Annotated in this window: 26 protein-coding genes; 12 read left to right on the top strand and 14 right to left on the bottom strand. The window is 66.6% G+C overall.

What is annotated here, in order from left to right; translation table 11 throughout:
- Positions 1-71: 71 nt before the first annotated feature.
- The 3 genes from K3181_RS05040 (at position 72) to K3181_RS05030 (ending at position 1,926) form a co-directional block, all read left to right on the top strand.
- Positions 72-731, top strand: a complete 660-nt coding sequence (locus K3181_RS05040) for a hypothetical protein (protein ID WP_221601459.1) — start codon at positions 72-74, stop codon at positions 729-731.
- A gap of 103 nt (positions 732-834) precedes the next feature.
- Complete coding sequence (locus K3181_RS05035) at positions 835-1,416, top strand: hypothetical protein (protein ID WP_221601457.1); 582 nt, start codon at positions 835-837, stop codon at positions 1,414-1,416.
- 60 nt (positions 1,417-1,476) lie between these two features.
- Entirely contained in the window at positions 1,477-1,926 is a 450-nt protein-coding gene (locus K3181_RS05030; protein WP_221601455.1) for a PaaI family thioesterase, read from the top strand.
- A 21-nt stretch (positions 1,927-1,947) separates the two neighbouring features.
- On the opposite strand, the gene K3181_RS05025 is transcribed toward K3181_RS05030, so the two are convergent.
- Positions 1,948-2,544: a hypothetical protein gene (locus K3181_RS05025; RefSeq protein ID WP_221601454.1), complete on the bottom strand. Its 597-nt coding sequence runs from the start codon at positions 2,542-2,544 to the stop codon at positions 1,948-1,950.
- A 128-nt stretch (positions 2,545-2,672) separates the two neighbouring features.
- Between K3181_RS05025 and K3181_RS05020 the strand changes: the two genes are divergently transcribed.
- Genes K3181_RS05020 through K3181_RS05000 form a run of 5 tightly spaced genes read left to right on the top strand, consistent with a single transcriptional unit; the run spans position 2,673 to position 5,234 of the window.
- Positions 2,673-3,077 (top strand): GFA family protein, encoded by a 405-nt coding sequence (locus tag K3181_RS05020; RefSeq protein ID WP_221601452.1) that lies wholly within the window; start codon positions 2,673-2,675, stop codon positions 3,075-3,077.
- 10 nt (positions 3,078-3,087) lie between these two features.
- Positions 3,088-4,005, top strand: coding sequence for an alpha/beta hydrolase (locus tag K3181_RS05015; protein ID WP_221601450.1), 918 nt, complete (start codon positions 3,088-3,090; stop codon positions 4,003-4,005).
- Entirely contained in the window at positions 4,002-4,436 is a 435-nt protein-coding gene (locus K3181_RS05010; protein ID WP_221601448.1) for a COG3650 family protein, read from the top strand. The genes K3181_RS05015 and K3181_RS05010 overlap by 4 nt, the downstream gene beginning before the upstream one ends.
- Complete coding sequence (locus tag K3181_RS05005) at positions 4,433-4,789, top strand: hypothetical protein (RefSeq protein WP_221601446.1); 357 nt, start codon at positions 4,433-4,435, stop codon at positions 4,787-4,789. Before K3181_RS05010 ends, K3181_RS05005 begins: the two co-directional genes overlap by 4 nt.
- Positions 4,782-5,234 (top strand): DUF3429 family protein, encoded by a 453-nt coding sequence (locus K3181_RS05000; protein WP_221601444.1) that lies wholly within the window; start codon positions 4,782-4,784, stop codon positions 5,232-5,234. The genes K3181_RS05005 and K3181_RS05000 overlap by 8 nt, the downstream gene beginning before the upstream one ends.
- Here K3181_RS05000 and K3181_RS04995 read toward each other — a convergent pair.
- Together K3181_RS04995 and K3181_RS04990 are read right to left on the bottom strand one after the other, a co-directional pair.
- Complete coding sequence (locus tag K3181_RS04995) at positions 5,231-5,569, bottom strand: Mpo1-like protein (protein WP_221601442.1); 339 nt, start codon at positions 5,567-5,569, stop codon at positions 5,231-5,233. The two genes, K3181_RS05000 and K3181_RS04995, sit on opposite strands and share 4 nt — an antisense overlap.
- Positions 5,566-6,993: a S41 family peptidase gene (locus tag K3181_RS04990; RefSeq protein WP_221601440.1), complete on the bottom strand. Its 1,428-nt coding sequence runs from the start codon at positions 6,991-6,993 to the stop codon at positions 5,566-5,568. Before K3181_RS04990 ends, K3181_RS04995 begins: the two co-directional genes overlap by 4 nt.
- A gap of 221 nt (positions 6,994-7,214) precedes the next feature.
- Between K3181_RS04990 and K3181_RS04985 the strand changes: the two genes are divergently transcribed.
- Positions 7,215-7,799: a YbhB/YbcL family Raf kinase inhibitor-like protein gene (locus K3181_RS04985; protein ID WP_221601430.1), complete on the top strand. Its 585-nt coding sequence runs from the start codon at positions 7,215-7,217 to the stop codon at positions 7,797-7,799.
- Positions 7,800-7,824: 25 nt separating this feature from the next.
- A complete protein-coding gene (locus K3181_RS04980; RefSeq protein ID WP_040966059.1) occupies positions 7,825-8,076 on the top strand; it encodes an SWIB/MDM2 domain-containing protein in 252 nt (83 codons plus the stop codon).
- Between the two features lie 6 nt (positions 8,077-8,082).
- Here the strand turns inward: K3181_RS04980 and K3181_RS04975 are convergent, their stop codons facing one another.
- From K3181_RS04975 to K3181_RS04965, 3 genes are read right to left on the bottom strand one after another with little or no spacing between them, the layout of a single operon-like run.
- Positions 8,083-8,481: a DoxX family protein gene (locus K3181_RS04975; RefSeq protein ID WP_345725448.1), complete on the bottom strand. Its 399-nt coding sequence runs from the start codon at positions 8,479-8,481 to the stop codon at positions 8,083-8,085.
- The gene (locus K3181_RS04970; protein WP_221601426.1) at positions 8,478-8,915 is read right to left on the bottom strand and encodes a cupin domain-containing protein; all 438 of its coding nucleotides are present in this window, start codon (positions 8,913-8,915) and stop codon (positions 8,478-8,480) included. Before K3181_RS04970 ends, K3181_RS04975 begins: the two co-directional genes overlap by 4 nt.
- On the bottom strand, positions 8,912-9,202 hold the full coding sequence (locus K3181_RS04965) for a DUF427 domain-containing protein (RefSeq protein WP_221601418.1): 291 nt from the start codon (positions 9,200-9,202) through the stop codon (positions 8,912-8,914). Before K3181_RS04965 ends, K3181_RS04970 begins: the two co-directional genes overlap by 4 nt.
- 67 nt (positions 9,203-9,269) lie before the next feature.
- Here K3181_RS04965 and K3181_RS04960 point away from each other — a divergent pair, with 67 nt between their 5' ends.
- Positions 9,270-10,526 carry a dipeptidase gene (locus K3181_RS04960; RefSeq protein WP_221601416.1) on the top strand — a complete coding sequence of 419 codons (1,257 nt, stop codon included), beginning with the start codon at positions 9,270-9,272 and terminating at the stop codon, positions 10,524-10,526.
- Positions 10,527-10,550: 24 nt separating this feature from the next.
- Here the strand turns inward: K3181_RS04960 and K3181_RS04955 are convergent, their stop codons facing one another.
- The 5 genes from K3181_RS04955 to dapD form a co-directional block, all read right to left on the bottom strand.
- Positions 10,551-10,991, bottom strand: coding sequence for a DUF1810 domain-containing protein (locus K3181_RS04955; RefSeq protein ID WP_221601407.1), 441 nt, complete (start codon positions 10,989-10,991; stop codon positions 10,551-10,553).
- The gene (locus tag K3181_RS04950) at positions 10,975-11,163 is read right to left on the bottom strand and encodes a DUF3008 family protein (RefSeq protein WP_221601397.1); all 189 of its coding nucleotides are present in this window, start codon (positions 11,161-11,163) and stop codon (positions 10,975-10,977) included. The genes K3181_RS04955 and K3181_RS04950 overlap by 17 nt, the downstream gene beginning before the upstream one ends.
- Entirely contained in the window at positions 11,163-11,390 is a 228-nt protein-coding gene (locus K3181_RS04945) for a hypervirulence associated TUDOR domain-containing protein (protein ID WP_221601395.1), read from the bottom strand. Before K3181_RS04945 ends, K3181_RS04950 begins: the two co-directional genes overlap by 1 nt.
- 20 nt (positions 11,391-11,410) lie before the next feature.
- The gene (locus K3181_RS04940) at positions 11,411-11,722 is read right to left on the bottom strand and encodes a hypothetical protein (protein WP_221601393.1); all 312 of its coding nucleotides are present in this window, start codon (positions 11,720-11,722) and stop codon (positions 11,411-11,413) included.
- A 78-nt stretch (positions 11,723-11,800) separates the two neighbouring features.
- A complete protein-coding gene (gene dapD, locus K3181_RS04935) occupies positions 11,801-12,625 on the bottom strand; it encodes a 2,3,4,5-tetrahydropyridine-2,6-dicarboxylate N-succinyltransferase (protein WP_221601391.1) in 825 nt (274 codons plus the stop codon).
- 117 nt (positions 12,626-12,742) lie between these two features.
- On the opposite strand from dapD, the gene K3181_RS04930 reads away from it, so the two are divergent.
- On the top strand, positions 12,743-15,139 hold the full coding sequence (locus K3181_RS04930) for a S8 family peptidase (RefSeq protein WP_221601389.1): 2,397 nt from the start codon (positions 12,743-12,745) through the stop codon (positions 15,137-15,139).
- Here K3181_RS04930 and K3181_RS04925 read toward each other — a convergent pair.
- From K3181_RS04925 to K3181_RS04915, 3 genes are read right to left on the bottom strand one after another with little or no spacing between them, the layout of a single operon-like run.
- Entirely contained in the window at positions 15,136-16,218 is a 1,083-nt protein-coding gene (locus tag K3181_RS04925) for a phosphotransferase family protein (protein ID WP_221601388.1), read from the bottom strand. The genes K3181_RS04930 and K3181_RS04925 overlap by 4 nt on opposite strands.
- Complete coding sequence (locus K3181_RS04920) at positions 16,218-17,306, bottom strand: Zn-dependent alcohol dehydrogenase (RefSeq protein WP_221601386.1); 1,089 nt, start codon at positions 17,304-17,306, stop codon at positions 16,218-16,220. The genes K3181_RS04925 and K3181_RS04920 overlap by 1 nt, the downstream gene beginning before the upstream one ends.
- Positions 17,306-18,643 (bottom strand): acyl-CoA dehydrogenase family protein, encoded by a 1,338-nt coding sequence (locus K3181_RS04915; protein WP_221601384.1) that lies wholly within the window; start codon positions 18,641-18,643, stop codon positions 17,306-17,308. Before K3181_RS04915 ends, K3181_RS04920 begins: the two co-directional genes overlap by 1 nt.
- Between the last annotated feature and the right edge of the window lie 60 nt (positions 18,644-18,703).

The raw sequence follows: 18,703 nt of genomic DNA, 5'->3' as shown, positions 1-18,703 counted from the left end.
CGCAGCCGGCCGGGGCACGTAAACGGCGAGTAAACTTTCCTACACGCGCGTTTTGTGCCTTATCCTGCGGGATGACCCACCACAGCCCCATCCCGCCCGCCGCTCCCGAGCCCTCCAACGCCGCACCCGTTGCCTCACCCAAGGACCGTCACGACGGCTGGTCGCACGCCAGGCAGGTCGGCTTCCTGCGCGCGCTGTCCGCCACGCATTCGGTGACCGAGGCGGCGAAGGCCGTCGGCATGGCGCGGCAATCGGCCTATCGGCTGCGCAGCCGCCTGAAGGGGCAGGCCTTCGATCTCGCCTGGGAGGTCGCCTTCCACCATTCCTACGACGTGCTCGCGCATGCCGCGCTCGAACGCGCGCTCAACGGGGTCGAGGTGCCGGTCTTCTACCAGGGCGAGCAGGTCGGCAGCTATCGCCGCTACGACGAGCGGCTGACGGTGGCGCTGCTCGGCCGCTCGACGCTGGGCGGCAATCCCGTGCTCGGGCGGCTGGGGCCGCTGGCCGAGCGCCATGCGCGCGATTTCGAGGCGCTGCTGGGGCGGATCGAGGCGGGCGATCCCCCCGCCACCGGCCTGCCGGGGCCCGGCGATCCCAGCGAGCTCGAACGGATTCGCGCCGGGACCAGCGCCGATCCCGCGTTTCTCGCCGCGTACCCCTGTCCGTCCGCGCTCTCCGATGCGGAATTGATCGCGGCATTACAGGCGTTTGAGGAGGATGAGCGAAAGTGACACGCTGTCACCTTCGTCACCCATGCCGCGCCGGGGGCGTAGGCGGGTCCGACCGTGCGGCGGCTCGCGGGAACGCCGCGCGCGTCCAAGCGCTGTCTTGGGCATGAAGACCATCCCCATCCTGCTCGCCCCGATGTCCGCACTCGCGCTGCTCGCCGCCTGTTCCTCGCCCTCCGACGAGGCAGCGGCGCCCGAGGATGGCGATATCGCCGCCGATGCCGCGACCGATGCGACGCCGACGCCCTCCGCCACGCCTGCGCAGGCTTCGGCGAAGACGCTGACGCTCGACGGGCTCGGCGGGCTGACGATCGGCAAGCCGGTGCCCGCGGGCAGCAGCTTCACCGCGGGCGAGGGGCAGATCGGCAATGGCTGCGAAACGCTGTCCTCGCCCGACTGGCCCGGCGTCTACGCCATGCGCACCGGCGGCGTGGTCAAGCGCATCTCGGTCTCCGACGGCAGCGGGGTGACGCTGGAGGAAGGCGTCGGCCCGGGTTCGAGCATCGAGGATGTCCGCGCGGCTTTCCCCGGCTTCCGCGAGACGCCGCACAAATACACGGAGGGCAAGTATCTCACCCAGCCGGGCACCGATCCGCGGCTGCGCTTCGAGACCGATCCCGACGGCACGGTCACGATCGTCCATGTCGGGGTGATGCCCGAGCTCGGCTATGTCGAAGGCTGCGCCTGACGGCTCTTGCGCCGCCGCGCGGGCGCGCTAGCCTCCCCGCTGCAAGGGGAGGAGAGAAGAATGAGCGAGACTGCAGCGAAGCCCGTCTACCGCGTGCCTTTCGTCGAGCGCACCGGCATGCGGCGGATCGAGGAGGCGCGCGGGCATTCGAAGCTGCTGATGCCGCTCGAGGGCAATGCCAACCACGTCGACGTCATGTATCTCGGCGCCTTCTGCGTGCTCGCCGAGGCGGTCGCCGCGGGGCCGGGGATCTCGGTGATCGACACCGCGACGCATTTCCCGATCATCAAGGACATCGCGGTCGACTTCCACCGCATGGCGGCGAGCGACGTGACCGGCGAGTATACCTTGTCCGAGGAGCAGATCGCCGGGCTCCACGCCGATCTCGTGCGCAAGGGCAGCGCGGGCTACATCGCCGAAGTGCCGATGCACGATGCGGCAGGCACGCTCGTCGCCACCGGGCGGGTGACGGTCAAGCTGCTGAGCCACGACTGGCCGGGCAAGGGCTGAGCGCCGCGAGCTCCCGCGGCGTTACAGTCCGGGCGCGGGCGCGGCGGGTGGGGTGGCGGCCTCGGTTGCGATGGCGACGGTGTCGGTCTGAGCTTTCGTGGGGACGCCAGTGGCGTTGCCGCGGGGAGCTCTTGAGGGCGTTTTCGGGATGGCACCCGCCGGAGCGCTTGCCGGGATGCCGGCCCGTTCGGGAGCCAGCTTGGGCGGCGCAGTACGGGCCGGTTGCCACTGTGCGAGGTGGTCGATCTCGGCCTCGCTCAATTCCCACTCGGCCTCGGCCTCGAGCGGCACCCGGTCGGGCACGTCGGACCACCGTTCGCTCGTCCGTCGCAGGCGACCGTGGAGCGAAAGCGCGACCACCGGCACGGTGCCGGTCGGGGTGACCAGCGGGTAGTGGTCGGGGAGCTGCTCCTGGCTCGACTGATCGGAGGCGAAGGGGGCAGGTTCGGGTGCGGAGACGGCCAGCCGGTCCTCGCTCGGTCGCAGCATCGAGATCGAACCGATCGCCTTCCCGCTGAGCGCGCCTGCCGCCGCGACGGCGACCAGCAGCGGCGCCGCCAGCCAGCGCGGATCGCCTCTTCGGGGCCCGGTCGATCGAGGATGGCGATGGGATGGCATGGTCAGTCGAACTCTCTCCTCCCCTGCCAACGCCTGGACGCGGGGCCCTGTTCCAGCCTTGACACCCGCGAGCGCTGGACACGCCGCGCCTTTGGACTAGTCTTCCTCCCGCAGATGGGAGAGTGGTCATGACGAAAGGCGAGGGCGGCTGCCTGTGCGGGGCGATCCGCTACCGGATCGAGGGCGAGGCCGCGGCAGCAATGGTGTGCCACTGCACGCATTGCCAGAAACAGTCGGGCAGCGCCTTCTCGACGATCCTCGGCGTGCCCGAGGGGCAGGTCGCGATCACCGGTGAACCGGCGACCTATCGTGACAGCGGCGAGAGCGGGAAGAGCGTCGATCGGCTGTTCTGCGGCACCTGCGGATCGCCGCTGTTTTCGAAGGTCGAGGTCGCCCCCGGCATGCTGTGGGTCAAGGCGGGGACGCTCGACGATGCGAGCAGCTTCACCCCCGCCGCGCATATCTGGACGCGGAGCAAGCAGTGCTGGGTCGATACCGGCGCGGTGCCCGCCTTCGAAACCAATCCGGGCTGAGGAGCGACACATGGCCAGCATCCGCGCACGCCTCGTCAATCTTGCGCTGCCGCTACTCGGCATCAGACGCTTCTTCTCGCAGCCCGACAGGCTCGACGCGCGCATCGCCAAGCTGCGCCGCCAGAAGCCCGTCCGTCCGCGGGCGAAATGGCACCAGCGCTTTGCCATCCACGAATTCGCCAGCCGAGGCTATCCTGTGGTGACCATCGAACCGAAGGCCGGTGCGAAGCCCGGCGCGCCGCACCTGCTCTATCTCCACGGCGGCGGCTATGTGATGGATATCGCCGCGCTCCACTGGGACACGGTGATGGATCTGTGCGAGCGGCTCGGCGCCTCGGCCACGGTGCCGCTCTATCCGCTCGCCCCAGAGGCCAAGGCGGCGGGCACGCTCGACCAGATGCGCGCGCTCTACCTCGAACTGGCCGAGCGCTACGGTGCGGACAATCTCACCGTCATGGGCGACAGCGCGGGCGGGGGGATGACGCTGGCGCTGGCGCAGATGCTGCGCGACGAGGGCGCAGCGCTGCCGGCCAGTCTGGTACTCTATTCGCCCTGGCTCGATGCGACCGGAAAGGCCGAGGGGCAGCGCGCGATCGAGCCGCGCGACCGCATGCTCGCGGTCAGCGGTCTTGAGGCCTGCGGCGCTATGTATCGGGGCGATCTGGCAGTCGAGGATCCCAGGGTCAGCCCGCTGTTCGGCGATCTCGCCGGGCTACCCCCGATGGCGATCTTTTCGGGCACGGCGGACATTCTGCTGGTCGACGGGCGGCGACTGGCGCAAAGACTCGCCGAGCCGGGCATGCCCGATCACATCTATCGCGAGTATGCCGACATGTTTCACGTCTGGATGCTGCTGCCGGTGCCCGAGGCGATGCAGGCTCGCGCCGAGACGGTCGAGTTCATCCGCGAACACAGGAAAGCCGCATGACCCCTCGCCACTGTTCGATCCTCCTTGCGCTGGCATGCGTCACGGCGTGCAGCGGCGGCCCCGGCGATGCGCCCGGCGCGGCCGCCACCGGATCCTTCGACGGGATCGAAGCGGGCGAGACGGTCCACTATACCGGCACAGAGCCCTTCTGGGGCGGGGCCGCGGCGGGCGGCATGGCGACCTATGAGACGCCGGACAATCCGGGGGGCAGCGAATTCCCGGTCGAGCGCTTTTCCGGCAACAACGGGATCGGATTCAGCGGGAGGCTGAACGGCACGTCCTTCGACATGACGATCACGCCGGGCGAATGCTCCGACGGAATGAGCGACCGGACCTATCCCTACACCGCGACGCTGATGATCGGCGGCGAACAACGGCGGGGCTGCGCCTGGACCGACAGCCAGCCTTTCAGCGGGCCGGAGGCGCCATGATGGCGCGGCGCCGGATCAACGGCTGGCGCCTCTTATTCTGGATCGCCGCAGCCTACAATCTGGTCATCGGTCTCGGTGCCTTCCTCGATGCCGCATGGGGTTCGCCCGAAGCGATCAATGGCGTGCTGATCTTCGCCTTCGGCATCCTCTATGCGCTGGTTGCGCGCGAGCCCAGGCGCTTCGCTCCGGTGCTGCTTGCGGGTATCCTCGGCAAGGCAATGGTCGTGCTCATGCTCGGTCCGCTCAACTGGAGCGGCGGCGGTAACCCGGCGATCGGCGCGATCGTCGCGGGCGACCTCCTGTTCGCGCTGGGATTTGCGGTTTTCCTGATCGTGCTGCGCCGGCGTGGCTAGAGTTCCGGCCCTCCCGCGCTGGCTCGGCCTCGCCGGTCTGCTGCCGCAGCTCGGCTGCGTCGTGGTGCTCTATGCGGGCCCCGCCGAATGGCGCGCTGCCGCGCTGGCGCTGGCCTTCGCCTATGCCGCGCTCATCCTCTCCTTCCTCGGCGGGGCCTGGTGGGGCATCGCCGCCGCAGCGCCTGCGGCCGAGAGGCGCAACGCGCTCGGCTGGCTGTGGATCGCCGCCGTGGTGCCGAGCCTCGTCGCGCTGGCCTGCTTTCTGCCCTGGGCGCTCGGCTGGCAATGGCCCGAGCCTTCGCTGGTCATGCTTGCCGGGGCGCTGCTGGTCAGCCTAGGCGTCGATGCGCGACTGGGCGCGTTGGCGCCGCGCTGGTGGATGGCCCTACGCGTACCGCTCTCGCTCGGCCTTGGCCTGCTGACGCTCGCCGCCGCGCTCGCCTAGCGCCGCGCGACCCCGGCAGCGTCGAGCTCGGGGCCCAGCCGCCGGGTCAGCCACAACCACCACATGCGGAAATCGGCGCGCAGGCTCCACAGCGGATAGGTGAAGGTCGCCGGGCGGTTCTTCTCATGCGTGAAATGCGCCACCCAGGCGAAGAGATATCCCGCCACCGGCATGGCGGCGAAGAGCAGGAACTTCCCGGTCGCGAGCGCGGTGATGCCGAGCGCCACCACCAGGGTGGTCCCGACGTAATGCAGCGCGCGCGTGCCGGGGCGCGCATGTTCGCGTAGGTAGAAGGGCCAGAACGCAGCGAAGGTGGTGTAGCGTTCCGCGCTCACTGTAGCCCCGGGATCTCGAGCTGCGCCGGGCTGGGCGCTTCGGGCATCATCAGCTCGCGCCTGGTCGGGGCGGTGCCGGTCGCGGCGGTGCTGCCGGGAACAGCGCCGATCGCGGTGCAGCTGCGCCCGGCGAGGAAATCGAGCGCGGTTGAGATCGAGGCTTCCTGCGGATCGCCGAGCGGCTTGAGGATATCGTCTGCCGAACGGCAGGTGCGTGGCATCACGCCGGCGAGGCCGCTGTAATAGTCACCGCCGCCGTCGGAATTCACCGTGCGGAAGGCGACCACGCGCAAGCGGTCGTCGCAAGCCGACCGGTCGCGGGCGATCTGGCCCACCGGCTTGCCATAGGTATCCGTCCCCACCAGCGCGATATTCGCGCCGAGATAGGGAATGAAGGCATTGGTCACGAGCTCGCTCGCCGAGGCGGTCCCCTCGGTCCCGATCACCGCGATCCTCGTCGCGGCAATCGCCTGCGTTTCGGCGGTGAAGTTGCGGACCTCGTTGTAGGCGCTTTGCGAATCGCGGAATTGCGTCCGGCTGAAGACCTGCCCGGTCTTGTCCGCCGCCAGAAGGTCGCCCAGGACTTCGGCTACCGAGACGAGCCCGCCGCCATTGTAGCGCAGGTCGAGGATTACGTGCGTAACGCCTTGCGCGCGGAAGCTCGAGAACGCCTGGCGCAACTGTTGCTTGGCGCTGTCGATGATGAAGGTGCGCAGGTTGAGATAGCCGACCTTGGTCCCGCCATTGTCGAGGATCTTCGCGCCGTAGCGGTTGGAAATCGGATCGAGTGCATAGTCGGCCTTGGTCACCGAGATATCGCTCTGGCTGCCGTCTGGCTGCTTGATCGTAAGTGTGCGGGTAACGCCCGGGTCGCTCGGCCCCAGGGCATTGACCACTGCCTGCGCGCCGCCGCTCGCCATCAGCCCGCTGACGCTCTGACCGTTCACCGCCAGGATCTCGCTCCCGCGGTCGATACCCTCGGCGAAGGCCGGAGCATTCTCGAACGCCTCGACCACGAAGACGCGGCCGGCGGCGACGTCATAGCTCAGACGCACTCCGAAACCGGCGTTGGAGCCGTTGTTGATGAGGTCGTTTTCTTCCTCGATCGAGGTGATGTAGGTGAAATAGCGATCGCGGTTCTGCGCGCGGGCGGGTGCGACGACCGCATCGATATAGGCCTGGAGCGAGTTGTAGCCCGCCCCGTTGACCGATTTGTCGAGCAGGCTGGGGAAGAGATACCATTCGTCGAGCTGGCCCAGGGCCCAGTCCTGCCGGCTGGCTAGCGAGCAGGTGTCGCTCGTGCCGCCTCCGCCGGAACCACTGCCGCCCCCGGTATTTCCGCCTCCCGAAGTCCCGCCACCGCCGCCGCAGGCGACCAGCGAGAATGCCAAAGTGGCGGAGATAAAGGTGCGACCCAGTCCCATGCGCCTGCTCCCGTGCAGCCATCGTGAAAAGCCCTTGCCGGGGCCGAGCCCGATCCATGACGGGTAAATCGGGGTGGGGCAAGGCCGCTGATGATCGCTGGCAAGGCCCGTTTCCCCCCGAAAACGGTGCAAATTTCGTCGCATGGGATGGTTTGTCGCCTCCAGCTATGCCTTAAAGGCGCCGCTGAAGACGCCCTTGGGGCGCGGAAAGAGGAGATTTCATGGCTGGCGGTGGTGCGCCCTGGGTTCAGAATGCGGTTGGTGGAGAGCCTGTCGGGCATGTCCTGACTCTCGAAAAAGTAGCCGACGAGCGTGTGCTCGGTCGCGGCGGCTTCTCGCTGACCAGCGCGGCCTTCCGCCATGGCGGCGAGCTCGATCCCTCCTTCACCGCTATCGAGGAAGATGCCGTCGCTCCGCCGCTCGAATGGACCGCGCCGCCCCCCGGTGCGCAGGAACTGGTGCTGGTCGCCGAGGATGTCGACAGGGGCCACGTCCACTGGACCGTCTGGGGCCTCGCGCCGCAGAAGGGCCAGCTGATGGAAGGCGAAACCCCGCCGCGCACCGGCAAGAACGCCCATGGCAATTCGGAATGGCTGCTGCCCGATCCGCCGCTGGGCGAAGAGCACCGTTACGTCTTCCAGCTTTTCGCGATCGACCTCCCGCTCACGCTGATGCCGGGGGCGACGCATGACGAACTCGTCCGCAATCTTGACGGACATGTAACCGCCGCCGCGGTCCTGACAGCCCGGTTCGAAGGCCATGAGGTCGAGGAACTGGATGTCGACGATCTCGACGACGTAGATTGAAGCATAGCCAAGGAAAGGATTAGTCATGGCTGGCAAGAACAACGCACTGCAGAAGCCGGTGAACCTGTCGCCGGAACTGGAAAACGTGGTCGGCAAGGGTCCCATGACCCGCGCCCAGGTAACGTCGAAGGTGTGGGATCACATCAAGGCGAACAACCTGCAGGATTCCAAGGACAAGCGCATGATCAACCCCGACGACAAGCTCGGCGCGGTGATCGGCAAGGAACAGATCTCCATGTTCAAGATGACGGGCGCCGTCTCGAAGCACATGAGCTGATCCAGCTTACCGGCGGCGCAGCGGCCAGTCCGTCGCGCCGCCGGTCCACAGCGCGAGCCACACGAGGAGCGGCTGCGCGACCATCCTCGGCAGGTGATAGCCGAGACCCCACCCACCATCGGGGCGCGCCATGTCGAGCGCGAAGTGATGGATATTCGCCGGAAAGACGCAGATCGCATACAGCGCGAGGCCCATGGCGCCCGCATGGCGCAGCGGCTGGCTGAAGGGCTGGGCGAGCGCGACCGCTCCGAGCAGTTCGGCAATTCCGGTCCACCAGATCACCGCCTCGGGCGCAGGGACCCAACCCGGCATGATCGCCAGGAAGGGCGCCGGATCTGCCAGATGCATGTATCCGGCCAAGGCATAGAACAGCGCCAGCAGCCAGCGCAGGCCAGCACGGATCACGCGCCCGGTTCCCATCCCGCCGGCGCGAGTTCGAAACCGGCGAATTCGAACGCGGGCGCCACGACGCAGGACACCAGCACATAGCCATGCGCGCCCGCGGCGGGCCGCGCGGCCTGCCACCAATGCGGAGCGATGACATGCTGCACCGCCTGGCCGCCTATGAGATCGGGGCCGAGCGTGATCGTCTCGACCGGAGAATGGTCGGTTTCGGCCAGCGACAGCTCAAGCGCATCGCCCGTGTGCCACAGCCAGATTTCGGAGGCATCGACGCGGTGCCAATGCGAGGCCTGGCCGTGCTCGAGCAGGAAATGTATTGCGGTGGCAGCAGCGCGCTCACCCTCCGCGGCCGGCGCGCGCCATGTCTCGCGGTACCACCCTCCTTCCGGATGCGGTTCGAGCCCGAGCCGTTTGATGATCGCGCGGGCCGAGGTCACTCCTCGGCCACCTCGACGCCCTTCCAGAAGGCGACGCGGTCCCTGATTTCGGCAGCCGCATCCTTGGGCTCGGGATAGTACCAGGCGGCGTCGGCATTGATCGCACCGCCGGCGTTGATCGAGTAGTAGCTCGCCGTGCCCTTCCACGGGCAGTGGCTCGTCGTCTCGCTCGGGACCAGCACGCCGCGGGCGACGTCGCCGGCGGGGAAATAGTGGTTGCCTTCGACGACGACCGTATCGTCGCTCCGGGCCAGGGTCTCGCCGTTCCAGCGGGCGGTGATCGTCATGATTGGGCCTTTCCTTGCGGGTCCTCTTTGCTAGGACAGCCCGCAAGACATCAAGGGGTTCCAGATCATGCGCCATTTCCTGCTCGCCACCGCCGCCTTCGCCTGTGCCACGCCCGCGCTCGCGGAGACACCCGAGCAGGTGGCAGAGGCCGCGCTCGAGGCGGCGCCGGTTTGGGACGGTCACAACGACGTGCCCGAGCAGCTGCGCGACCGCTATCGCAACATGCTTGCCGATTTCGACTTTACCGACACAGCAAAGGCGCCTTCCAATGGGTGGAGCGAGGGCGGGATGCACACCGACATCCCGCGCCTGCGCAAGGGGCATGTTGGGGCGCAGTTCTGGTCGGTCTATGTCTCGGCCAATTTGCCCGATGCCGACGCCACGGTGGCCGTACTCGAGCAGATCGACGTGATGAAGCGGGTCATCGCGCGCTATCCCGAAGACCTCGCCTTCGCCACGAACTCCGACCAAGTCGCCGCGGCGATGAAGAGCGGCAAGATCGCCTCGCTGCTTGGGATGGAGGGCGGCTACGCCATTTCCGACAGCCTGGCAGTGCTGCGCCAGTTCTACGCGCTCGGCGCACGCTACATGACGCTGACGCATTCGATGAAGATGTCCTGGGCCGACAGCGCCACCGACACCCCCGAGCACGACGGGCTGACCCCCTTCGGCGAACAGGTCGTACGCGAGATGAATAGGCTCGGCATGCTGGTCGACTTGAGCCATGTCAGCGAGGCGACGATGATGGACGCGCTCGACGTCGCGAAGGCGCCGGTGATCTTCAGCCACTCGGGCGCACGCGCGATCAACGGCCATGCGCGGAACGTGCCCGACAGCGTGCTGGCGCGGCTGCCGAAGAACGGGGGCGTGGTGATGGTCGTGGCGCTGCCGGGCTATCTCAGCGAGGCGCAGCGCCAGTGGTATGCCAACCGCGAGGGGGAGAAAGCGCGGCTCGAATCGCTGTGGCGCGGCCAGCCCGACGCGGTCGACGCCGCCCTCGCGGAATGGGATGCGGCCCACACCATGCCCACCGCCTCGGCCTCGGACATGGCCGATCATATCGACCACATCCGCAAGGTTGCCGGGGTCGACCATATCGGCCTCGGCGGCGATTACGACGGGATGGACAGCGGGCCGGTCGGGATGGAGGACGTCACCGGCTATCCGGCGCTGTTCGTTGAGCTGGCACGCCGCGGCTACAGCAAGGCCGACCTGCAGAAGATCGCGAGCGGCAATGTGATGCGCGTGTTGCGCGCCGCCGAGACCTATGCGGCGAGCGTCCGCGACATGCCGCCGATCGAGACCCCGCTGCCCGAGGAATAGGGCCGCGGCGGGCTCGGGCGCGCCTCAGAGCCGTTTGAGCGTCAGCGGATCGCGTTCGCCGTCGAAGAACTGCTCGAGCGCATCGGCGAAGACCTGCGCGTCCTCGTCGGAGCAGGCGGCCTCGAACAGGGTCATCGAACTGCGGAATTTCATTGCGTCGACGGGGCCGAGGATATCCTCGGCACTCATCGTCCCCGCCCAGTCGAGCATGGCTTCGGTCGCCTCGAACAGTCGCGGTCCAAGCTCCTCGTGCGTGCAATAGCTGCGCGCCTCCGCCGCGTTCGCCAGCGCAAATTTGCGCGCCGTGGCGCTCGTTCCCAGACCGGCGATCTGCGGGAACACGAACCACATCCAGTGACTGGTCTTGGCGCCCTCGCGAATTTCGTCGAGCGCGCGGTCGTAGACGCCACCCCCCTGCGCCTTCAGGAAATGGTCGAAGCAGGCTTTTTCAGTCGTCGTCGACATGGTCGGGGAGGCCATCGAGCGCGGTCGAGGCGTAATCCTCGAGCTCATCCTCGCTCATGCTGTCGTACATGTCGCGCGCGGCACCCTGAAGGTCGCCGACCTTCGTCTCGCCGCGCTTGGCGGCAAGCGCGGCCCCGGCCGCGCGCTGCTGGGCTTTCGACTTCGCCGGCATCAGTCTTGGGCGGAAAGCTCGGAGCCGAGCTTCAGCACTTGGTCGCCGTCGTCCTGAGTGACGAGATAGGCGGGATTGTCGGCGTTACCGTTGCGGGTGATCTCGCTCCCTTGCAGGGTGCGGGTGACTTCGCGCTCGAAGCGCTCCTTGACCTGTCCCTTGCCCTTGCCGCCACCCCAATCCCATTCGACATGCTGGCGGGTTCGGAAGCTATTCGATGTACTCATTCGCCAATCTCCGGTCGCGCTCAGTTCTCGATGACCTCGACGCCATCCTCCATGGTCGTCTGATCGTCGCTGGTGGCGGCCTGGTCGTCGCCGAGATCGGTGACGATGCTGTCGGTATCGTCGCCATCGTCCTCCATCGAGGAGATCTGGCCGCTGACGGTGCCTTCCTCCTCGACGTCTCCCGTGCTCAGCGCGGGGATGATCCAGGTAATCGAGAGCAGGATGATCGCCAGCAACAGGCCGCCGGCCAGCACCCAGCGCACGACGCCTTCCTTCGAGCCACCACTCGCCTCGGTATCGTCCAGATGGATTTCGTCGCCGTCCTTGTGCATGGCACTACTCCCTCAATTAACGCGAACACGCGCGTTTCAGGGAGTTTTACGCACTCGTAGGGCGAATGTTCCTGTTGCTCAGTCGCGCAGGAGCTCGTTGATGCCGGTCTTGTCGCGCGTCTGCGCGTCGACCGTCTTCACGATCACCGCGCAGGCGAGGCCGGGGCCGCCGTCCTTGCCGGGCATCGAACCGGGGACGACCACCGAATAGGGCGGGATATGGCCGCGGATCACCTCGCCGGTGTCGCGATAGACGATCTTGGTCGATTGGGTGATGAAGACGCCCATGGCGACCACGCTGCCTTCGCCGACGATCACGCCCTCGACGATCTCGCTGCGCGCGCCGATGAAGCAATTGTCGCCGATGATCGTCGGGTTCGCCTGCATCGGTTCGAGCACGCCGCCGATGCCTGCGCCTGCCGAGATATGGCAGTTTGCGCCGATCTGCGCGCAGCTGCCGATGCTCGCCCAGGTATCGACCATCGTGCCCTTGCCGACATAGGCGCCGATGTTGACGAAGCTCGGCATCAGCACGCAGCCGGGGGCGATATAGGCACCCTCGCGCGCGACCGCGCCGGGGACCACGCGGAAGCCCGCCTCGCGGAAACGTGCATCGTCCCAGCCGGCGAACTTGCTCGGCACCTTGTCGAAGGCCGGATGGCCGGCGCTTCCGCCTTCCATCACGCGGTTGTCGTTGAGGCGGAAGCTGAGAAGCACCGCCTTCTTGAGCCACTGGTTGACCCTCCAGCCACCCTTGCCGTCGGGCTCGGCCACACGGCCGGTGCCGCTGTCGAGCATCTTCAGCGCAGCTTCGACCGCCTCGCGCACGTCCGCGTTCTGCGGCGTGACGTTGGCGCGGTCGTCCCACGCGGCTTCAATGCGGGTTTCCAGCTCGGCACTCATCAGTTTCTCCGAATTCCGTTTCGCGCGCTGTTAGGGCGCAGCCGCGCTCCGCTCAAGGCCGTTCACCGCTTGGTTAGGCCCGGTGCGCTATGGAGAGCCGGTTCATAGGGGTCGTATATGAATCGAAACTCTCATCTATCGCGTCAGCTGCGCCTGACGTCGAGCCTCGCATTTGCGCTCGCCTTGGTCGCTTGCGGCGGAGGGGGAGGAACGCGCAGCGTTCCACCGCCACCCACTGCGGCACCGAGCCCATCACCGACACCGGCGCCAACCCCGACGCCCGCACCTGCACCGGCACCCGCACCGAGTCCCACGCCAACTCCCACTCCGATATCGTCCTTCGACACGGCCGAATACCGACGGTCGGACGGGCCCGATCAGCACAATGCCGTCGCGGCCTGGTCGACGGGGATTGCGGGGTCGGGAGCCATAATTGCCGTGGTCGATTCCGGAATCGATATCGACAGCCCCGAATTCGCGGGCCGGATCCATGCCGATTCCGTCGATATCGCGGGAAACCGGGGGCCCAACGCCTCGGAAGACGACCACGGTACCAATGTTTCCATGGTCGCGGCGGCCGCGCGCGACGGCAAGGGAATCATGGGAATCGCCTGGGAGGCACAGGTGCTCGCGATCCGGGCAGACGAACCGGGTAGCTGCGCCGGGGATACCACGAGCGATACGACCCAGGGGTGTTCCTTTCTCAATTCGGACATCGCGAAGGGGGTCGATTACGCTGTCTCCAAGGGCGCGACGGTCATCAACCTGAGCCTCGGCGGTGGAGCGCCCTCCCGATCGATGCTGGCGGCTGTCGCCAGCGCGTCGGCTGCAGGTGTCGTTGTCGTCATCGCTTCAGGCAACGACGGTGAGTCGATGCCCGATGCTTTCGCGAGCGAGCTTCGCAAGGCAGGCGGGAACAATGTCATCATCGTCGGCTCGGTCGGTGAATCGAATGTCATTTCCGATTTCAGCAATCGCGCCGGTGCGGATGCGGCCTGGTTCCTTTCCGCTCGGGGCGAGCAGGTCTGCTGCGTCTATGAGAACGGCGAGATATTCATCGGAAACGATGGCAGCGGCCAGTATACTCTCGTTCTTTCGGGGACCAGCTTCGCGGCCCCTCAAGTCAGCGGTGCCGTTGCGCTGCTTCGGCAAGCCTTTCCAAACCTTACCGGTGCCGAGATCGTGCAGATTCTCCTCGAGAGCGCAGCGGATCTCGGTGCGAGCGGTACCGATTCGACTTACGGCCGCGGTCTGCTCGATATCGCGCGCGCCATGCAACCGGCCGGAACGACGACAATTGCCGGGAGCACCAGCGTCGTACATCTTGGCGACGATACTGCAGTCGCCTCGCCGGCGATGGGCGATGCCTTGACCAGCCAGGCGTTAGAGAGCGTCATCACCGACAAATACGATCGCGCCTACGTTTACGATCTGTCCGGCGGTTTCAAATCTTCGGTCGTCCAGTCGAAACTTGGGGCAGCTCTCACCCCGCACGGCCGATACCATGAAGCAGGCTCGGAGGACGTCTCGATGGCGTTCACGATCTCCGATCCGGAAAGAGAGGGTCGGACGCGCTGGGCCGGTCAGCTACGCCTGAGTCCTGAAGAGGCGGATGGCGCGAGGGTGCTTGCCGGACGAATTGCTGCGCGCCTTGCGCCGGACACCTCCATTGGAATTGCGTTCAGCGAAGGCAGCCATGGCCTGGTGGCGCAAATGCAGGGCGCTGCGCGTCCTGCGTTCCTGATCGCTAGCGACGTCAGTGGCGACAAGGGCTTCGCCGCATCCGCCGACATGGCCGTGGCACTGCGCCGCCAGTACGGTCGCCTCGGGCTCACATTGAGCGCTGAAACGGGACAGGCCTGGCTCGGCAATGTCCGCTTTGCTCACGACCTGCCGTCTGACCAGCGCGAACGTTTCGACACACGGAGCTTCTCGATTGCGGCAGATCGAAAGTTCGGCCTCGTCGCCTCCACGCTGGCGCTCACCTGGATGCAGGAAGACCGGACCATGCTCGGCGGTTTCTTCAGCGAAAGTCTGGGGGGAAGCGGTGCGGACAGCCTGTTCATCGATGCGAGTGCGACTGTTCCGGCCGGTGCCTGGAGCTTCGGCACGACGCTGCGCCAGGGGTACACGAGGGCCCGGCGGACGGGTTTCGTCGCGGATGGGTCGGATTTCACCAGCACTGGCTGGGCCTTCGATATCGCGCGGGCGGGTGTATTCGAGCGCGGAGACAGGATCGGTCTGCGTATCGCGCAGCCTTTGCGCGTGTCCGGTGGCGGGCTCAAACTCGGATTGCCCGTCAGCTACGATTACGCGACCGAAAGCGCGGGATACGGCGTGCGGACGCTCACGCTTTCTCCGACGGGTCGCGAGATCGTCGGCGAATTGCGCTGGTCCGGTCCATTGCTTGCGGGCCAGGCCGGGGCCAGTGTCTTCTACCGCCACCAGCCCGGCCACATCGCCAATGCACCTGCCGATACCGGTGTAGCCGTGAACTGGTCGAGGCAGTTCTAGGCGGACATCCCTGCGGCAAGGGCGAAATCATAGGCCCGGTCGACCAGCGGCGCGACGCGTTCGGACATCGACTTGGCATGCGCCGAGGAGGCGGTGCCGTCGATGACGCGCTTCTTGATCCCCTGCATGATCCCGGCGAGCCGGAAGAGGTTGTAGGCGAAGTACCAGTCCATCGGTGGGACCGGGTATCCGGTGCGCGCGACGTAGCGCTCGACCGCTTCTTCCTGCGAGGGGATGCCGAGTTCCTTTAGGTCCAGCCCTTCGAGCCCGGCGCGCCCGTCATGCGGATTGTGCCAGTTGAGCATGAGATAGCTGAAATCGGCGATCGGATCCCCGAGCGTCGACAGCTCCCAGTCCAGCACCGCGAGCACGCGGTTCTCGTCACGCATGAAGATCATGTTGTCGAGCCGGTAGTCGCCATGGACGACCGAGCTTTCATGCTGCGGCGGGATGGTCTGCGGCAGCCATTCGATCATCCGCTCCATCTTGGGCATGTGCTCGGTTTCGGAGAGCTTGTACTGCTTCGACCAGCGGCTGATCTGGCGCGCGCAATAATCGGTCGGCTTCCCGAAATCGCCCAGGCCGATGGCCTCCGGATCCTTGGTGTGGAGATCGGCGAAAGTGTCGATCATCGAATTGTAGATTTCGCGGCGCTCGGCAGGCGTGTTGTTCGGCAGAGAGCCGTTCCACAGGCTGCGCCCGTCGGCGAGGCCCATGACGAAGAACTTGCTGCCGATGACCTCGGGGTCTTCACACAGGCCGTATGTCTTGGGCACGGGGAAGCCCGTGGGCCCCAGCGCGTGCATCGCCCTGTATTCGCGGTCTACCGCATGCGCGCTGGGCAGCAGCTTGCCGAAGGGCTGGCGGCGCAGCACGTAGGACCGGTTCGGGGTATCGATGCGATAAGTCGGGTTCGACTGGCCGCCCTTGAACTTCGAATAGGCGATCGGACCCTCGAAACCCTCGACATGGGCTTCGAACCACGCAGTAAGGGCATCGAGATCCATCTTGTCGGCATCGGCCACCTCGACCGTGCCGACCATCTCCTTGTCGAAATCGATCGGCTTGTCGTCGGCCATCAGTCGAACACCACGACGCTGCGGGCGGAGTGGCCGCCCTTCATCTTCTCGAAGCCCTCGTTGATCTTCTCGAGCGGGATGCGCTCGGCGATGATCGTGTCGAGATCGAGCAGGCCGCGCATGTAGAAATCGACCAGTCGCGGCAGGTCGACCGGGAAGTGGTTCATTCCCATGATCGCGCCCTGCAGCTTCTTGCCCGAAAGCAGGTCCATCGCGCCGAGCCCGACCTTGCAGTCGAGCGGCATCATGCCGAGGATCGTCGCAGTGCCGCCGCGGCGCAGGATCTTGACCGCGAGATCGGCACTGGCCTGACGACCCACGGCCTCGATCGCATGATGCACGCCGCCGCCCGAAATCTTCATGACTTCCTCGACCGCATTGTCGGCCATGGCGTCGACCGTGTGCGTCGCGCCGAGTACTTCGGCGAGATCGCGCTTTTCCTTGATCGGGTCGATGGCGATGACCTTGCCCGCACCAGCGATCTTTGCGGCGTTGATCGCCGCAAGACCCACGCCGCCGCAGCCGACCACGGCCACGGTCTCGCCCGGGACGACCGAACACGCATTGAAGATCGTGCCCGCGCCCGTCGTCACCGCGCAGCCGATTACCGCGGCGCGGTCCAAGGGCATGTCCTTGTCGATGGCGACGCAGGCATGCTCGTGGATCAGCATTTGCTCGGCGAAGGCCGAGAGGTTGAGCATCTGCGCGACCGGTCCGCTGCCGTCGGCGCGCATGATGCGTGGCTTGGCAGCCGGGTCGCGGCGGGTGTCCGCCCCCATGCACAGCGCCATGCGCCCGGTGACGCAGAACTCGCAGTGCCCGCAGAAGGCGGACAGGCAGGAAACCACGTGGTCGCCCGGCTTGACCGTCTTCACCTCGCTGCCGACGGCGCGGACCACGCCCGCCGCCTCATGCCCGGGAATGGCCGGCAGCGGGTGCGGATAGGCGCCGTCGATGAAGTGGAGGTCCGAATGGCACAGGCCGCAGGCCTTGGTGTCGATCAGGACCTCGTGCGGGCCCGGATCGGCGAGTTCGACCTCGCCGATCGTGAGCGAACCGACTTGTTCGAGGATTGCAGCCTTGGCCATCAGCGCGTCGCCCCCATGTCGCCCGAGCTGAGATTGTCATTGCCCGAGGTCGGGGCCGCGCCTTCGCGGAGCGCGTTGGCGGTGGGGCCCTTCTCCGGCAGGTGCTTGGCGAATTCCATGCGCGCGATCGAACGGGCGTGGACCTCGTCCGGACCATCGGCGAGACGCAAGGTGCGCTGGTGGGCATAGGCGCTGGCGAGGCCGTAGTCCTCGCTCACGCCGCCGCCGCCATGCGCCTGGATGGCATCGTCGATGATCTTCAGCGCCATGTTGGGCGCCTGGACCTTGATCATGGCGATTTCCTGCTTGGCCGCCTTGTTGCCGACCTTGTCCATCATGTCGGCTGCCTTGAGGCAGAGCAGGCGCGTCATATCGATGTCGATACGCGCCCGCGCCACGCGTTCTTCCCACACCGAATGCTTGTAGATCGGCTTGCCGAAGGCCTCGCGCTCCTGGAGGCGCTTGCACATCTTGGCGAGCGCTTCCTCGGCGATGCCGATGGTGCGCATGCAGTGGTGGATGCGGCCCGGGCCGAGGCGGCCCTGGGCGATCTCGAAGCCCCGCCCTTCGCCAAGCAGCATGTTGTCGACCGGGACGCGAACGTCCTTCATCTCGACTTCCATATGGCCGTGCGGCGCATCGTCGTAACCGAAGACGGGCAGGTGGCGCAGGATGTTGACGCCTGGTGTATCTTCGAGCGGCATGAGCAGCATCGACTGCGCCGCGTGGCGCCCGGCGCTGAAGTCGGTCTTGCCCATCACGATGGCGACCTTGCAGCGCGGATCGCCGAGACCCGAGGACCACCATTTGCGACCGTTGATGACGTATTCGTCGCCGTCACGATCGATCCGGGTTTCGATGTTGGTCGCGTCGGACGAGGCGGTGAAGGGCTCGGTCATGAGGAAGGCGGAGCGGATCTCGCCGTTCATGATCGGGGTGAGCCACTTGTCCTTCTGCGCGCGTGTCCCGTAGCGATGGAACACTTCCATGTTGCCGGTGTCGGGGGCCGAGCAGTTGAACACTTCGGAGGCGAAGCCGACGCGGCCCATTTCTTCGGCGCACAGCGCGTATTCGAGATTGGTCAGGCCGGGGCCCTCGAATTCATAGCTCTCGTCGACGTGGTGGTGGCCGTCGTTGCGCGGCGGCATGAAGAGGTTCCAGATGCCCTCGGCCTTGGCCTTGGCCTTGAGCTCCTCGACCACCGGAATGACCTTCCAGCGATCGCCTTCGGCATCCTGCTTCTTGTAGGTAGGGACGGCGGGACGGATGTGGTCGTCGATGAAGTTCTTCACCCGGTCGCGCCAGTATGCTTGCCGTTCTGTCGGTTCGAAATCCATCGTTCCTGTCCTCTTCTCTCTCGATTCCGTTGCTTTAGGAAACTGGCACGACAGCGGCGC

The sequence above is a fragment of the Qipengyuania mesophila genome (genome assembly GCF_019711655.1).
GTDB lineage: Bacteria > Pseudomonadota > Alphaproteobacteria > Sphingomonadales > Sphingomonadaceae > Qipengyuania > Qipengyuania mesophila.
This window is presented reverse-complemented; position numbering and strand designations above follow the sequence as displayed.

Bases quoted from the DNA above. Each gene is read 5' to 3' on its own strand.
- K3181_RS04950 (WP_221601397.1), bottom strand. From the start codon at position 11,163: ATGCCGGCGAAGTCGAAAGCCCAGCAGCGCGCGGCCGGGGCCGCGCTT.
- K3181_RS05015 (WP_221601450.1), top strand. From the start codon at position 3,088: ATGGCCAGCATCCGCGCACGCCTCGTCAATCTTGCGCTGCCGCTACTC.
- K3181_RS05030 (WP_221601455.1), top strand. From the start codon at position 1,477: ATGAGCGAGACTGCAGCGAAGCCCGTCTACCGCGTGCCTTTCGTCGAG.
- K3181_RS05005 (WP_221601446.1), top strand. From the start codon at position 4,433: ATGATGGCGCGGCGCCGGATCAACGGCTGGCGCCTCTTATTCTGGATC.
- K3181_RS04980 (WP_040966059.1), top strand. From the start codon at position 7,825: ATGGCTGGCAAGAACAACGCACTGCAGAAGCCGGTGAACCTGTCGCCG.
- K3181_RS04955 (WP_221601407.1), bottom strand. From the start codon at position 10,991: ATGTCGACGACGACTGAAAAAGCCTGCTTCGACCATTTCCTGAAGGCG.
- K3181_RS05035 (WP_221601457.1), top strand. From the start codon at position 835: ATGAAGACCATCCCCATCCTGCTCGCCCCGATGTCCGCACTCGCGCTG.
- K3181_RS04915 (WP_221601384.1), bottom strand. From the start codon at position 18,643: ATGGATTTCGAACCGACAGAACGGCAAGCATACTGGCGCGACCGGGTG.
- K3181_RS04960 (WP_221601416.1), top strand. From the start codon at position 9,270: ATGCGCCATTTCCTGCTCGCCACCGCCGCCTTCGCCTGTGCCACGCCC.
- K3181_RS05010 (WP_221601448.1), top strand. From the start codon at position 4,002: ATGACCCCTCGCCACTGTTCGATCCTCCTTGCGCTGGCATGCGTCACG.
- K3181_RS04965 (WP_221601418.1), bottom strand. From the start codon at position 9,202: ATGACGATCACCGCCCGCTGGAACGGCGAGACCCTGGCCCGGAGCGAC.
- K3181_RS04940 (WP_221601393.1), bottom strand. From the start codon at position 11,722: ATGCACAAGGACGGCGACGAAATCCATCTGGACGATACCGAGGCGAGT.
- K3181_RS05025 (WP_221601454.1), bottom strand. From the start codon at position 2,544: ATGCCATCCCATCGCCATCCTCGATCGACCGGGCCCCGAAGAGGCGAT.
- dapD (WP_221601391.1), bottom strand. From the start codon at position 12,625: ATGAGTGCCGAGCTGGAAACCCGCATTGAAGCCGCGTGGGACGACCGC.
- K3181_RS04945 (WP_221601395.1), bottom strand. From the start codon at position 11,390: ATGAGTACATCGAATAGCTTCCGAACCCGCCAGCATGTCGAATGGGAT.
- K3181_RS04925 (WP_221601388.1), bottom strand. From the start codon at position 16,218: ATGGCCGACGACAAGCCGATCGATTTCGACAAGGAGATGGTCGGCACG.
- K3181_RS04990 (WP_221601440.1), bottom strand. From the start codon at position 6,993: ATGGGACTGGGTCGCACCTTTATCTCCGCCACTTTGGCATTCTCGCTG.
- K3181_RS04985 (WP_221601430.1), top strand. From the start codon at position 7,215: ATGGCTGGCGGTGGTGCGCCCTGGGTTCAGAATGCGGTTGGTGGAGAG.
- K3181_RS04930 (WP_221601389.1), top strand. From the start codon at position 12,743: ATGAATCGAAACTCTCATCTATCGCGTCAGCTGCGCCTGACGTCGAGC.
- K3181_RS04920 (WP_221601386.1), bottom strand. From the start codon at position 17,306: ATGGCCAAGGCTGCAATCCTCGAACAAGTCGGTTCGCTCACGATCGGC.
- K3181_RS05040 (WP_221601459.1), top strand. From the start codon at position 72: ATGACCCACCACAGCCCCATCCCGCCCGCCGCTCCCGAGCCCTCCAAC.
- K3181_RS05020 (WP_221601452.1), top strand. From the start codon at position 2,673: ATGACGAAAGGCGAGGGCGGCTGCCTGTGCGGGGCGATCCGCTACCGG.